Origin of the sequence: Rhizorhabdus histidinilytica, assembly GCF_900167915.1 — a bacterium.
GTDB classification, from domain to species: domain Bacteria; phylum Pseudomonadota; class Alphaproteobacteria; order Sphingomonadales; family Sphingomonadaceae; genus Rhizorhabdus; species Rhizorhabdus histidinilytica.
Map to the genome: position 1 here is coordinate 45,819 of NZ_FUYM01000012.1, position 13,087 is coordinate 58,905.

Genomic DNA, 13,087 nt, shown 5'->3' on the forward strand with positions numbered 1-13,087 from the left:
CCTACTCCGCCGCCGCCGGCATCGCCGGCGCGCCAAAATCCTCGGGGAAATGATCGAGCGCGCTCAGCACCGGATAGGGGGTGAAACCTCCGAGCGCGCAGAGCGATCCGTATTTCATCGTGTCACACAGGTCGCGCAGCAGGGCGATCTCCTGCTCGACGATCTTCTGCCGCGCCTTCGCGTTGCGCATCTGCGGCAGCGCTTCGACCCGGTCGCCGCCGCGCCCGCCGGCGATGATCCGGTCGATTGTCTCGACCCCTCGGGTCGATCCGATCCGGCAGGGGGTGCATTTGCCGCAGCTCTCGACCGCACAGAACTCCATCGCGAAGCGGGCCATCTGCGCCATGTCGACCGTGTCGTCGAACACGGTGATCCCGGCATGGCCGATCAGCGCGCCCGCCGCCGCGAAGGATTCATAGTCGAACGGCAGGTCGAACATCGATGGCGGGATATAGGCGCCGAGCGGCCCGCCCACCTGCACCGCGCGCACCGGCCGGCCGGACGCGGTGCCGCCGCCGACCGTTTCGACCAGCTCGCCCAGGCTGATGCCGAAGCCGATCTCGAACAGGCCGCCGTTGCGGATATTGCCCGCGAGCTGCACCGGCATGGTGCCGCGCGAGCGGCCGAGGCCGACCGCCGCATAGGCTTCCGCCCCCTCGCTCAGGATGAACGGGACGGCGGCGAGGCTGAGCACGTTGTTGATCACGGTCGGCTGGCCGAACAGCCCTTCGATCGCCGGCAGCGGCGGCTTGGCGCGGACCTGCCCGCGCTTGCCTTCGATGCTGTCGAGCAGCGCGGTCTCCTCGCCGCAGACATAAGCCCCTGCCCCTACCCGCACCTCCAGGGTGAACGGGGCGAGCAGCGACGCCGAGCGCTCGATCGCGCCCTGCATCGCCCGGATCGCGAAGGGATATTCGGAGCGGATATAGACATAGCCATGGCCGGCGCCGACCGCATGGGCCGCGATCGCCATGCCCTCGATCAGGCAATAGGGGTCGCCTTCCATCAGCATCCGGTCGGCGAAGGTGCCGCTGTCGCCCTCATCGGCATTGCAGACGACGAACTTCTCGGCGGGCCTGGCGTCGAGCACGGTCTGCCACTTGATCCCGGTCGGGAAGCCCGCCCCGCCCCGGCCGCGCAGGCCCGACGCCTTGACCGCGTCGACCACCGCCTGCGGCGCCATCGCCCGCGCCGCCTCCAGCCCGCGCCAGCCGCCGCTCGCGGCATAGGCGGCCATGTCCAGCGGATCGTTGATTCCGCATCGCGCGAAGGTGAAACGCTGCTGCCGGGCGAAGAAGGGAAGCGCGTCGACCGGGCCGAGCCGGCGCGGATGGTCGCCCGACAGGATCGCCGCGACATCGTCGGGGCCGACCCGGCCATAGCCGATCCGCGCCTCGCCCTCCTGCACCTCGACCAGCGGCTCGATCGCGAACAGGCCACGGCTGCCGGTGCGGACGACGGTGCAGCCAGCGCGGGCGAACGCGTCGGCCAGCGCGTCCGCGCCGAGCGCGACCGAGGCCATGTCGGCGCTGATGAAGACCGTGGTCATGCCGCCACCGTCGCGGCGATGCGCTCGATCGCCGCCGCGCCGTCGATCCGCGCGACCGGCGCGCCGTCGACCAGCGCATTGGGCCCGATCGCGCAGAGGCCGAGGCAATAGACGGGTTCGAGCGTTACCTGCCCGTCGGCGCGGGTTTCGCCCATCGCCACCCGCAGCCGATCGGCCAGTGCCGTCTCGATCGCGACGCCGCCGCGCGACCGGCAGCTTTCGGCACGGCAATATTTGACGACGTGCCGACCGGCCGGCGCTTTGCGGAAGTCGTGGTAGAAGCTGACCACGCCGTGCACCTCGGCCCGGCTGAGGTTCATCGCGTGAGCGACGGCGGCGACCGTCTCCTCGCCGACGAAGCCCAGTTCCTCCTGCAGATCGTGCAATAGCGGCAACAGCGCCCCGCGCCGTTCGCCCTGCGCGGCCAGGAGGCGCGCGACCACCGCCTCGACCGGCTCTCGTCTCTCCATCGTCATGGCCCGGATGTGACCCCGCCGCCCGGCCGGGTCAAATCACTAATCCCAATGATTGATAGATATTCTCTATCAGATCCTGAAGCCGTCGGGCAGTGCGACGGCGCGCGCGACCGCCAGCGCTGCCGCCGCCAGCGGACCGATCGGATGGCGGTTGGGAACGATCACGCCGATCCGGCTGGCCGGGGCGGGATCGTCGAACGGCAGGATGCGGGCCCAGCTCATGCCGGGCAACAGCGCCAGATAGCTGTCGGGCATGATCGTCGCGAAACCGCCCGCCTGCACCATCGCCAGCAGCGCGACATAGCTGTCGGCGGTCGCGCGCGGACGGATGGCGAGGCCGCGCTCGGCGAGCCGGGTGTCGAGGATGCGGCGGTTCTGCATTCCGGGATGGAGCAGGCAGAGATCGGACCCCGCCGCCTCGGCCCAGCCGATCGACGTCCGCCCGTCGAAATCGCCGCCGGCGCGGGCGAGGAAGATGTAGCGCTCCGCATAGAGCGGCGCGGCGAGCATGTCGGCGGGCGGCTCATGGTCGAGATAGGTGAGCCCGGCATCGAGGTCGAAGGCGACCAGGCCCCGCTCGATTTCACGCGAGGTGAGCGAGCGCACCGACAGGGTCGACGCCGGATGTCCGGCGAGCAGCGCCCGCGCGAGATAGCCGGTCGCCGGCATCGCCGCCGGGATCACGCCCAGCCGGAACTCGCCCTGGATCGGGCCGTCGATCGCCTCCATCGCATGCGCCATGCCGTCATAGACGGCGATGAGTTGCTGCGCCCAGGGCAGCATCGCCTGCCCTTCGGGGCTGAGTCCGATATAGCGCCGCTCGCGCAGCACCAACCTATGGCCGAACTGCTCCTCCAGCGCGGCGATCCCGGCCGACAGCGTTGGCTGGGTGACGCCGCACGCCTCGGCCGCGCGGGCGAAATGCCCTTCGCGGGCCAGGGTGGTGAAGTAGCGCAACAGGCGAAGCTGCATCGATGCTCCTCTCGATAGACGGGCCCTATCATGTCGCGAAGGCTGGCGCGACAGCCGAGACCGGGCCGACCAAGCGAAACTTCGCTGGACAAAGGCTCCGCTGCGGCGGCAAACCATCGGCGGGGGGATCTTGCGATGCACGCAGGTCGGGGGACATCGGGGGAGCCGCGACAGCATGAAGCCGCCACCCGCCCGAGTCCGGCCATGACCGAGCTCAAGCCGATCGCCGGCGCCGGCGCGGAGACCCGCGCCATGCCGCCGCCCGGCGCCCGGGCGCTGTTCTGGCGGCTGGTCTGGCTCTACCAGGGCGGCTGCACCACCGCGATCGTCATCACCATGGCGCTCGTGCTGTTCGGGCTGGAACTCGACCTGCGCCAATGGCTGATCCTGATCGGCATGACGCCGGTCGTCGTCGCCATCTACAACCTGTCCGACGTCTATCTGATCGTCCGCCATTATCGCCCGATCGACGCGGCGCTGCGCGCACTCGACGCCGGGACGCAGCCGCCGCAGCCGGTGATCATGGCGGCGGTGGTCCGCGCGCTCAACCTGCCCTTCTATTCGTTCATGCGCGTCACCTTCCTGCACGGCCCGATCGTGACGGTGATGGTGTGCATGGCGCTGCCCTTCGCCAACTGGGCGTTCGACGCCGGCTATCAGGGCTGGCAGGTGCTGGTGTTCGCCGCGACGTGCCTGTTCTTCGCTTCCCCGACCCATGCGATCTTCGAATATTTCGGGGTCGCCCGCGCGCTGGTGCCGACGATCGTGCGGCTGTCGGAGCAGCTCGACGGCGGCCTGCCGCCCGAATATCAGCAGCAGCTCGTCGCGATCCGGCTCAAGAGCAAGCTGCTCTACCTGACGATCTTCGTCGCCGCGCTGCCGCTGATCTTCTTCGCCGCCTCGATCATCTTCAAGGTCCAGCGGATGTTCGTCCTGCAGGGGATCGATCCGACGCCGTCGATGATGATGCCGCTCTATATCTGGATCACCGGCGTGGTCTGCATCTGCATGCTCGGGTCGGTGATGATGGCACTGCTGACCGCGCACGAGGTGTCGCGATCGGCGAGCCGGCTGATCGACAGCATGCGCCAGGTGGAGCGCGGCGACCTCGACGAGGTGAAGCTGGAGGTCGTCTCCACCGACGAATATGCCGACATCTTCCGCGGCTTCCAGCACATGCTGGAGGCGCTGCGCGAGGAGCAGCTCATCCTCGAGGTCAGCAACGACCTGGCGGGCGAACTGAAGCTCGAGATACTGATCGCCCGGATCATGCGGACGACGACCGAACTGCTCAACGCCGAGCGGTCGACGCTGTTCGTCTACGACCGCAAGACCGACGAGCTGTTCTCGCTGTTCGCCGAGGGCGACCTGGTCCGCGAAATCCGCCTGCCGTCGAACCGCGGCATCGCCGGCGCGGTGTTCACCAGCGGCGTCGCCGAGACGATCACCGATCCCTATGCCGATCCGCGTTTCAATCCGGAGGTCGACCGCGCGACCGGCTTCGTCACCCGATCGATCCTGTGCCAGCCGATCTTCGACAAGCATGGCGGCCGGATCGGCGTGACCCAGGTGCTCAACAAGCGCGACGCGGCGGCGTTCACGGCCAAGGACGAGGCGCGGCTGCGCGCCTTCTCCGCCCAGATCGCGGTGTGCCTGGAGAATGCCCGGCTGTTCGACGACGTGCTCTACATGAAGAACTATAACGAGGCGATCCTCAAGAGCACGTCGAACGCGGTGATCACCTTCGACGAGGACCGGCGGATCGTCACCAGCAACGAGGCCGCGCGCCGGCTGATGGACGCATCCGACGGGCTGATCGGCGCCAGCGCGCGCGACGCCTTCACCGGGAGCAACGCATGGATCGCCGAGCGGCTGGAACGCACCGACCGCGATCGGGAGGCTTATCTGGCGGTCGATGCCGAGCTGATCGGCCGTGACGGCAAGGCCTCCTCGATCAACCTCACCGCCGCACCGCTGGTCGACGCCAACGACGCGGTGATCGGGTCGATGCTGGTGATGGAGGACATCACCAGCGAGAAGCGCGTCCGGTCGACCATGGCGCGCTACATGTCGAAGGAGGTCGCCGACCAGCTATTGGAGGCCGGCGAGAGCGAACTGACCGGCAAGGACCAGACCGTGTCGATCCTGTTCTCCGACGTGCGCGGCTTCACGACGATCGCCGAGAAGATCGGCGCGCGCGAGACGGTGACGATGCTCAACAGCTATTTCACCGAGATGGTCGACGTGATCTTCGCCCATAAGGGCATCCTCGACAAATATATCGGCGACGCGATCATGGCGCTGTTCGGCGCGCCCTTCGCCGGGCCCAACGACGCCGACAACGCGGTGGCGACCGCGAACCAGATGCTGGTCGAGCTCGCCGCGCTCAACCTGAAGCGCGCCGCGATGGGGGAGAAGCCGATCGATATCGGGCTGGGGATCAGCACCGGCGACGTGATCGTCGGCAATATCGGCTCGATCAAGCGCATGGAATATACGGTGATCGGCGACAGCGTGAACCTCGCCTCCCGGCTCGAAGGCGCGAACAAGGCCTATGGCTCGAAGATCCTTTTCTCCGAATTCACCCATGCCCGGCTCGCCGATCCCAGGCTGGTGCGCGAGATCGACCTGATCCGGGTGAAGGGCAAGGACTTCCCGGTCGGCGTCCATGAATCGCTCGGCTATCGCGCGGCGGAGATCGATCGCGGGCTCGGCGCGATGCTGGAGCATTATGAAGCGGGCTTCGCCGCCTATCGCGCCATGGCCTGGGACGACGCCGAACAGGCCTTCCTCGCCGCGCTGCGGGCGATGCCGGGCGACGGCCCCTCGGCCATGTATGTCGAGCGCTGCCGCGCCTTCGCCAAAACGCCCCCGCCCGCCGACTGGGACGGGGTCTGGACGCTCACTTCCAAATAGGGGCGCGCCTATCCCACCTGCGCCCAGGCGATCCGCGCCAGTTCGGGGAACATCTTCGCGCGCTGGGCGGCTTGGGCGGAGGCGGCGGTGCCGCGGATGACGCGGCCCTTGATGCCGTGGAAGATCGCCGCCATGCGGAAGAAGTTGAACGCGGTGTAGAACCGGTAATTGGGGATCGACACTCGCCCGGTGCGCGCGCAATAGGCGGCGATGTAGCTCTCCTCGTCCGGGATGTTGAGCGCCTTCAGGTCGGCCCCGGCGAGCCCCGCGACGATGTGCGGCGGCATGTGGTACATCATCGCGTGATAGGCGAAGTCGGCGAGCGGATGGCCGAGCGTCGACAACTCCCAGTCGAGCACCGCCAGCACGCGCGGCTCGCTCGGGTGGAATATCATATTGTCTATACGAAAGTCGCCATGGACGATCGCGGTCTCGTCGCCGGGCGGGATGTTCGCGCGCAGCCAGTCGATCACCCGGTCCATGTCCGGGTCGCGGCCGGCATCGGCATCGTCGAGATATTGCTGCGACCAGCGCCCGATCTGCCGCTCGAAATAATTGCCGGGCCGACCATAGTCGGCAAGGCCCACCGCCGCATAGTCGACCTGGTGGAGCGCGGCGATCGTCGCGTTCATCGCGTCATAATAGGCCGGGCGATCGGCCGCCGCGATGCCTGGCAGGGTCGCGTCCCAGAAGACCCGGCCCTCGACCATGTCCATGATGTAGAACCAGGTGCCGATCACGGCGTCGTCGGTGCACAGCGCATGGACATGGGCGACGGGGAAGCCCGCCTTCTCCAGCCCGGTCAGCACCTTCGCCTCGCGCTCGACCGCATGCGCGCCCTTGAGCAGCTGGCCCGACGGCTTGCGGCGCAGCACATAGGAGCGCCCCGGCGTCACCAGCTTGTAGGTCGGGTTGGACTGGCCGCCTCTGAACTGCTCGACCGTCAGCGGCCCCGCGAAACCGGGCACATGATCGGCCATCCAGCGCGCCAGGCTCGCCTCGTCGAAGGCGAAGCCCGCGCGGACCGGGGTGGTGCCGCTATTCTCGTCCTGGCCGTTCCCGCCGCTCATGCCGCATGGGCCCTGGCATGGTCGCGCTTGAGCTTCTTGGCGAGCGACCATTTATGGACCTCGGTCGGGCCGTCATAGATGCGGAAGGCGCGGATCTCGCGAAAGATCTGCTCGACCACCGTATCGCGCGACACGCCCATGCCGCCCATCACCTGGATGCAGCGATCGGCGACCCGGTAGAGCGCCTCCGACACCTGCACCTTCGCCATCGAGCTTTCGACCGTGCCGAGCGAGCCGCCGTCGAGCACCCCGGCGCACCAGTCGATCATCAGCTCGGCCTGCTGCAGGTCGATCATGTTCTCCGCCAGCATGAAGCCGACGCCCTCATGGTCGATCAGCTTCTTGCCGAACCCCTCGCGCCGGCAGGCATAGTCGACCGCGATCTCCTGCGCCCGCGTCGCACAGCCGAGCCAGCGCATGCAGTGCGACAGCCGCGCCGGGGAGAGGCGCACCTGGGCATATTTGAACCCCTCGCCGCTCGCCCCCAGCATCTGGCTCGCCGGCACGCGCAGATTGTCGATGACCACCACCGAATGGCCGCCCGGCATCGAGCTGTCGATCGTTTCGAGCACCCGTTCGATCCGGATTGCCGGATCGGGCAGGTCGACCAGGAACATGCAGGCGCCGTCCTCCGACTTCGCCATGACGATGCCGACCCTTGCCCCGTCGGCGCCGGTGATGAACGCCTTGCGGCCGTTGATCACCCAATGATCGCCGTCGCGATGGCACAGCGTCTGCATCATCGACGGATCGGAACCCGCCCCGCCCTCCAGCGCCGGCTCGGTCATGAAGAAGGCCGATCGGCTGTCCCCCGACACGAGCTGGTCGAGGAAGCGCGCCTTGAGCTCGGGCGTGCCGATCTTGCCGATCAGGTACATGTTGCCCTCGTCGGGCGCCATGGTGTTGACCGCGAGCGGCCCGAGCGGCGACAGCCCCGACGCCTTGAGGACGACCGCGGTCTCGCGCTGGGTGAGGTGCGATCCGTCGGCCAGGATGTGCGGGGTGAGGACGCCCGCCGCCCGCGCCTTGACGCGCATCTCCTGGACCAGCGCGTCGCTGGGGCCGTGGTCGCCGCAGCGCGGGTCCTTCTCATAGGGGATGACGGTTTCGCGGACGAAGGCCTCGACGCGGGCGGCGATCGCAAGGGCGCGTTCGGTCATGGATGATCTTCCTTCAAAGCGAGCTGACGAGGTGGCCGCCATCGGCGACGAGCGCCGATCCGGTCATGTAGGTGGAAGCGTCGGACGCCAGCAGCAGCAGCGGCCCGTCGAGCTCGTGCGCCTCGCCGAGGCGGCGCTGCGGTATGCGCTGGATCATCCGCTTGCCGCCTTCGGTTTCCCAGGCGGAACGGTTGAGGTCGGTCTCGATATAGCCGGGGCAGAGCGCGTTCACGCGGATGCCGAAGCGCGCGAGCTCAAGCGCGGCCGACTTGGTGAGCTGGATCGCCGCCGCCTTGGAGATCGCATAGGTCGACACATGGGCGCCCTGGCGCAGGCCCAGGATCGAGGCGATGTTGATGATCGACCCGCCCTTGCCGCGCGCCTTCATCGCCCGGGCCGCCGCCTGGGTGAGCAGGAACATGCCCTTGGCATTGGTGCCGACCACCCGGTCCCAATCCTCCTCGCTCTGGTCAAGGAAGGGCTTCTCCACCACCACCCCGGCATTGTTGACGAAGATGTCGACGCCGGCGAGCAGCGGCTCGATCGCGGCGATGCTCGCCGAATCCGAAACGTCGAGCGCGGCGGTCTCGCACCGGCCACCGGCGGCCTCGATCCCGGCCGCCACCTCGGCCAGCGCCTCGCGGCGGCGGGCGGCGATGATCACCGCGGCGCCGGCCCGCGCCAGCACCTGCGCGAAGTGGGCGCCGAGCCCGCCCGAGGCGCCGGTGACGAAGGCGGTCTTCCCGCTCAGATCGTGAAGGTCAGGCATCCGGGCTCCTTGCGACTCCATGGCGATTGTCTCTCGACTATGGAACAAGATTGTGGAACAATCAATGCCATGACGACCGATCCCGGATCATCGCCGGCCCTCCACTGGCCCGGACCCGAGCCCGCCGGCGCGGCGCGGCGGGTGTATCTCGGCATCCTCCAGGATCTCGAGGGCGGGCGGATGGTGCCCGGCCAGCGGCTGATCGAGACCGACCTCGCCGCCCGGTTCGAGGTCGGCCGCAACGCGGTGCGCGAGGCGATGCAACATCTTGCGGTGCGCGGGGTCGTCGACCTCAGCCCCAACCGCTCGCCCGCGATCCGCCGGCTCGATCTCGCCGAGACCTTCGAGGTGCTCGACGTCGCCGAGGCAATGACCCGGCTCGTCGCGCGCGCCGCCGCGAAGGGGTTCGGCGACGAGCATGGCGCGCTGCTCTCGGCCGCGCTCGACGAGTTGGGCGAGGCAGCGCCGGGCGGCGAGGCGGCGGCGTTCAGCCGGGCGCGGCGCGGCTTCTATCGCGCGCTGCTGCTGATCGGCGGCAATCGCGAGCTGCAACGGCTGTTCCCGGCGATCGGCATCCACATCATCCACGCGCAATATCCGTCGCCCCGGCTGCGCGGCATCCGGCTGGCCGACTATCAGGCGATCGCCCGCGCGATCGTCGCGCGCGACGCCGACGCCGCCGAACGCGCCGCGACCGGACATGTCGACAACGTCCGCGCCGTGATCCGGGAGCTGACGACCGTCCATCCGTAATAAAGCCTGTTTACGGCTGGCCCTGGGACGGTCATGATCGGGCCATGCGGGGGCACATCATCAACATCTTGCTGGCGGGCGGGCTGCTGCTGCCTTCGGTCGCCCGGGCGCAGGACGGGGCCGAGACGCCGGCGGTGTCGATCGCCTATAATGCCGCGCTCGTCTCCGATTATCGCTTCCGCGGGATCAGCTACACGACGCGCCATCCCGCCGTGCAGGTGGGCGCCGACCTGACCACCCGCTCGGGCTGGTTCCTCGGCACCTGGTGGACCAACGTCTCCGACTACGGCACGTCGAACCTGGAGATCGACCTCTATGGCGGCTATGGCGGCTCGGTCGCTGGGTTCGACTATTCGGCGACGCTCTACACCTATGTCTATCCGGGTGGCGTCGACACCGACTATTACGAATTGCAGGGGACGATCGCGCGGACGATCGGCCCGGTCACCTCGACGCTGACGCTCGCCTACACGCCGAACCAGTGGAACACCGATCGCGACAATCTCTACGTCGCGCTCGGCTCCGACGTGGCGCTGGGGCAGCTCCCGCTGACCGCGTCGTTCAGCGTCGGCCGCGAGAACGGCAGCTACGACCATAAGTGGGACTGGTCGGCGGGCCTGACCTACAAGCTCGACGCGCTCGACCTTTCGGCCACCTATGTCGACAGCAACTATAAGGGGGCGCTCGAAGCCGGCAAGAACGCCCGCGCCGGCGTCGTCCTGTCGGCCAAGGCCAGCTTCTAGGGATCGGCGGCGATGGTACGGCTCTTCCTGTCGGTCGACATGGCCGGATCGACCCAGTTCAAGGCGCGGTTCACGGATGGCGGAAGCTGGCTCGATACCTTCCGGACCTTCTTCACCAACTTTCCGCTGATGCTGGCCGGGCAGGTCGGCTTCGCCTTCCTGGAGGAAGGGGAGACGCCGTCGGTCGAGGTATGGAAGGTGATGGGCGACGAGGTGATCTTCGTCGCGACGCCGGCCAGCGCGGAGGAGCTGGTCAACCTGCTGCTCGCGCTGCTGCGGACGATGAATGCCTATGAGGAGCGCTATCTGGAGGACCTCCCCCTCCGGCTGAAGGGGACCGCCTGGCTCGCCGACTTCGCGGGGCCCAATATCGAACTGGAGATTCCCGAGCTGTCGGGTGGCGAGAGCGTCCGCGCGATCGACTTCATCGGGCCCGACCTCGACCTAGGCTTCCGCGTCACCAAATTCGCGCGGCCCGCCTGCCTCACCCTCTCGCTCGACGTCGCCGACCTGGTGCTGACCGCCGACAATGCCGGCCAGGTCGCACTCCACCTGATCGGGGCGGAGGAGCTCAAGGGGGTGATGTTCGGCCGGCCCTATCCGATCCTCTGGATGCTGGAGGCAGGCGAGGACTTCAATTTCATGCCGTGGGAGGTCGAGCAGTGCCCGCACATGGCCCGCGCCACCGGCATGCCGCCGACGCCGGCGTCCGACATCGAACGGGCGATCGCCAATATCCGCCTCTACCTGCGCAAGATGCACGGGGTGCAGCGCCCCCGGCTGGAGCTCGGCCCACCAACCGCCTGAGCCCTCCCTCCCTCACGCTTGGGAGTGACCGGTTTCCATGATAGCGTCGCCCGCGTGTCCTGGTTCGCCTTTGGGGAAAGGAGAACGGCGGTGCCCCAGCTTATCAAGGCCATTGCGTTCGCCGGCATCGGTTTCTCGCTTGCCAGCTTCATGCCCCCGCCGGTCTTTTCGGCCGCATCCCTCGACGCGCTCGATCCCAGCCGGATCGCAGCGACGCTGTGCGGCCGGCGGGCAGGATCGGGGCTGTCGCAGAAGCTGCTGATCGCCGCGGCGATCGTAGCGCCGGCCAGCCAGGCGCTGCCGATCCCGCTCTATCCCGACCTCGCCGCTTCGCCCTTCCCGGTCTCGACGCGCGATCCGCAAGCGCGACGCTATTTCAGCCAGGGCCTGCTGCTCAGCTACGGCTTCAACCATGCCGGCGCGGTCCGCTCGTTCCGCGAGGCCCAGCGGATCGATCCCGACTGCGCGATGTGCTGGTGGGGCGAGGCGATGGCGCTCGGCCCGAACATCAACGCCCCGATGGACGATCGCGATCGCGACGCGGCCCTCCGCGCGATGGACCGGGCGATGGCGCTCCGCGGCGGTGCCTCACCGATGGAACGTGCGCTGATCGAGGCGATCGCCCGGCGCTATTCGCGCGATCCCCAGGCGGATCGCGCCGCGCTCGACGTCGCCTATGCCGATGCGATGCTCGATGCCGCGCGGCGCTTCCCGGCCGACGACGACGTCGCGGTGCTCGCCGCCGAGGCCGCGATGGACACCACTCCGTGGAACTATTGGGAAGCCGACAAGAAAACCCCGGTCGGCCGCAGCGGCGACGCGGTCCGGCTGATCGAGGGTGTCCTCCGGCGCAATCCGTCTCAGGCCCAGGCGGCCCATCTCTACATCCACCTGCTCGAGGCGAGCGATCCCGAGCGGGCCGAGGCCGCGGCGGACCGGCTGGCGGCACCGCTCGTCCCCAGCGCCGCGCATCTCGTCCACATGCCCGGGCACATCTACCAGCTCCGCGGCCGCCACGCGGATTCGATCCGGGTCAACGTCGCCGCCGCACGCGCCGACGAGGCGTTCATCCGCAGCGCCGGCGATCATGGCCTGGTCCGCTACGGCTATTATCCGCACAACATCCATTTCATCGTCACCAGCGCGCAGATGGCCGGCGACATGCCCCTGGCGATGCGCGAGGCTCGGCGGCTCAGGACGGTACTCGATCCGGAAACCTCGGCGCGGATGGCCTGGATACAGGCGATCGATGCCGCCCCCTATTTCGCCATGGCGCAGTTCGCCGAGCCAGCGGCGATCCTCGCCCTGCCCGCCCCCGATCCGCGCCTCTCCTATGCGGCGGCGATGCGCCATTATGCGCGGGGGATCGCCTATGCCCAGCGCCGCGACAAGGCCGGCTTCGACGGCGAGATGGCGGCGATGGCGCGGCTCGGGACGTCGGACGGGATGAAGGCGATGGTCGACCAGGGGGTGCCCGCGCCCGATCTGGTGCGGCTGGCCGAACGGGTCGCGCGCGGGCGCTTCGCCGCCGCGAGCGGCGCCTATGACGAGGCGATCGGCTTCTATCGCGAGGCCGCGGCGATCGAGGCGACCATTCCCTATCAGGAACCCGCCTACTGGTATTATCCGGTGCGGCAGTCGCTGGGCGCGGCCCTGTTCCTGGCGGGCCGGCACGATGCCGCGAGCGACGCCTTCCGCGCCGCGCTCGCGCAGACCCCGAACAATGGCTGGGCGCTCTACGGCCTCGCCCGCAGCGAAGCGGCGCAGGGCCGCAAGATCGAGGCGGCGGCGGCGCGGAAGGCCTGGTCGAAGGCCTGGCTCGGCGATCCGCGCTGGCTCCGCATGGAACGGCTGTAAGCCCCCCCCTTTCGG

General features: G+C 68.7%; 11 protein-coding genes. 5 read left to right on the forward strand and 6 right to left on the reverse strand.

Annotation, left to right across the window (positions count from 1 at the left end; genetic code table 11):
• Nucleotide 1 precedes the first annotated feature (1 nt).
• The 3 genes from B5X82_RS21650 to B5X82_RS21660 all read right to left on the reverse strand — a co-directional run bounded on the left by B5X82_RS21650 (nucleotide 2) and on the right by B5X82_RS21660 (nucleotide 2,997).
• Nucleotides 2–1,549 (reverse strand): NADH-ubiquinone oxidoreductase-F iron-sulfur binding region domain-containing protein, encoded by a 1,548-nt coding sequence (locus B5X82_RS21650; RefSeq protein WP_079650261.1) that lies wholly within the window; start codon nucleotides 1,547–1,549, stop codon nucleotides 2–4.
• Nucleotides 1,546–2,025, reverse strand: a complete 480-nt coding sequence (locus tag B5X82_RS21655) for an NAD(P)H-dependent oxidoreductase subunit E (RefSeq protein ID WP_176152661.1) — start codon at nucleotides 2,023–2,025, stop codon at nucleotides 1,546–1,548. The genes B5X82_RS21650 and B5X82_RS21655 overlap by 4 nt, the downstream gene beginning before the upstream one ends.
• A gap of 69 nt (nucleotides 2,026–2,094) precedes the next feature.
• The gene (locus B5X82_RS21660; protein WP_079650262.1) at nucleotides 2,095–2,997 is read right to left on the reverse strand and encodes a LysR family transcriptional regulator; all 903 of its coding nucleotides are present in this window, start codon (nucleotides 2,995–2,997) and stop codon (nucleotides 2,095–2,097) included.
• Nucleotides 2,998–3,201: 204 nt separating this feature from the next.
• Here B5X82_RS21660 and B5X82_RS21665 point away from each other — a divergent pair, with 204 nt between their 5' ends.
• Nucleotides 3,202–5,913: an adenylate/guanylate cyclase domain-containing protein gene (locus tag B5X82_RS21665; RefSeq protein ID WP_079650264.1), complete on the forward strand. Its 2,712-nt coding sequence runs from the start codon at nucleotides 3,202–3,204 to the stop codon at nucleotides 5,911–5,913.
• An 8-nt stretch (nucleotides 5,914–5,921) separates the two neighbouring features.
• Here B5X82_RS21665 and B5X82_RS21670 read toward each other — a convergent pair whose 3' ends face one another.
• Genes B5X82_RS21670 through B5X82_RS21680 form a run of 3 tightly spaced genes read right to left on the reverse strand, consistent with a single transcriptional unit; the run spans nucleotide 5,922 to nucleotide 8,912 of the window.
• The gene (locus B5X82_RS21670) at nucleotides 5,922–6,983 is read right to left on the reverse strand and encodes a phosphotransferase (RefSeq protein ID WP_079650265.1); all 1,062 of its coding nucleotides are present in this window, start codon (nucleotides 6,981–6,983) and stop codon (nucleotides 5,922–5,924) included.
• Nucleotides 6,980–8,143: an acyl-CoA dehydrogenase family protein gene (locus B5X82_RS21675; RefSeq protein ID WP_079650266.1), complete on the reverse strand. Its 1,164-nt coding sequence runs from the start codon at nucleotides 8,141–8,143 to the stop codon at nucleotides 6,980–6,982. The genes B5X82_RS21670 and B5X82_RS21675 overlap by 4 nt, the downstream gene beginning before the upstream one ends.
• Before the next feature lie 13 nt (nucleotides 8,144–8,156).
• The gene (locus tag B5X82_RS21680) at nucleotides 8,157–8,912 is read right to left on the reverse strand and encodes an SDR family NAD(P)-dependent oxidoreductase (protein WP_079650267.1); all 756 of its coding nucleotides are present in this window, start codon (nucleotides 8,910–8,912) and stop codon (nucleotides 8,157–8,159) included.
• Between the two features lie 69 nt (nucleotides 8,913–8,981).
• Between B5X82_RS21680 and B5X82_RS21685 the strand changes: the two genes are divergently transcribed.
• The 4 genes from B5X82_RS21685 (at nucleotide 8,982) to B5X82_RS21700 (ending at nucleotide 13,072) form a co-directional block, all read left to right on the forward strand.
• Nucleotides 8,982–9,665 carry a GntR family transcriptional regulator gene (locus B5X82_RS21685; protein ID WP_079650268.1) on the forward strand — a complete coding sequence of 228 codons (684 nt, stop codon included), beginning with the start codon at nucleotides 8,982–8,984 and terminating at the stop codon, nucleotides 9,663–9,665.
• Between the two features lie 44 nt (nucleotides 9,666–9,709).
• Nucleotides 9,710–10,408 carry a TorF family putative porin gene (locus B5X82_RS21690; RefSeq protein WP_079650269.1) on the forward strand — a complete coding sequence of 233 codons (699 nt, stop codon included), beginning with the start codon at nucleotides 9,710–9,712 and terminating at the stop codon, nucleotides 10,406–10,408.
• 12 nt (nucleotides 10,409–10,420) lie between these two features.
• Nucleotides 10,421–11,215, forward strand: a complete 795-nt coding sequence (locus B5X82_RS21695) for a hypothetical protein (RefSeq protein ID WP_079650270.1) — start codon at nucleotides 10,421–10,423, stop codon at nucleotides 11,213–11,215.
• Between the two features lie 150 nt (nucleotides 11,216–11,365).
• Nucleotides 11,366–13,072, forward strand: coding sequence for a hypothetical protein (locus B5X82_RS21700; RefSeq protein ID WP_235862765.1), 1,707 nt, complete (start codon nucleotides 11,366–11,368; stop codon nucleotides 13,070–13,072).
• The last annotated feature ends 15 nt before the right edge of the window (nucleotides 13,073–13,087 follow it).

What these genes read in the sequence shown, in the direction of transcription:
- B5X82_RS21660 (WP_079650262.1), bottom strand. Translation starts at nt 2,997, where the DNA reads ATGCAGCTTCGCCTGTTGCGCTACTTCACCACCCTGGCCCGCGAAGGG.
- B5X82_RS21650 (WP_079650261.1), bottom strand. Translation starts at nt 1,549, where the DNA reads ATGACCACGGTCTTCATCAGCGCCGACATGGCCTCGGTCGCGCTCGGC.
- B5X82_RS21695 (WP_079650270.1), top strand. Translation starts at nt 10,421, where the DNA reads ATGGTACGGCTCTTCCTGTCGGTCGACATGGCCGGATCGACCCAGTTC.
- B5X82_RS21700 (WP_235862765.1), top strand. Translation starts at nt 11,366, where the DNA reads ATGCCCCCGCCGGTCTTTTCGGCCGCATCCCTCGACGCGCTCGATCCC.
- B5X82_RS21685 (WP_079650268.1), top strand. Translation starts at nt 8,982, where the DNA reads ATGACGACCGATCCCGGATCATCGCCGGCCCTCCACTGGCCCGGACCC.
- B5X82_RS21690 (WP_079650269.1), top strand. Translation starts at nt 9,710, where the DNA reads ATGCGGGGGCACATCATCAACATCTTGCTGGCGGGCGGGCTGCTGCTG.
- B5X82_RS21655 (WP_176152661.1), bottom strand. Translation starts at nt 2,025, where the DNA reads ATGACGATGGAGAGACGAGAGCCGGTCGAGGCGGTGGTCGCGCGCCTC.
- B5X82_RS21675 (WP_079650266.1), bottom strand. Translation starts at nt 8,143, where the DNA reads ATGACCGAACGCGCCCTTGCGATCGCCGCCCGCGTCGAGGCCTTCGTC.
- B5X82_RS21680 (WP_079650267.1), bottom strand. Translation starts at nt 8,912, where the DNA reads ATGCCTGACCTTCACGATCTGAGCGGGAAGACCGCCTTCGTCACCGGC.
- B5X82_RS21665 (WP_079650264.1), top strand. Translation starts at nt 3,202, where the DNA reads ATGACCGAGCTCAAGCCGATCGCCGGCGCCGGCGCGGAGACCCGCGCC.
- B5X82_RS21670 (WP_079650265.1), bottom strand. Translation starts at nt 6,983, where the DNA reads ATGAGCGGCGGGAACGGCCAGGACGAGAATAGCGGCACCACCCCGGTC.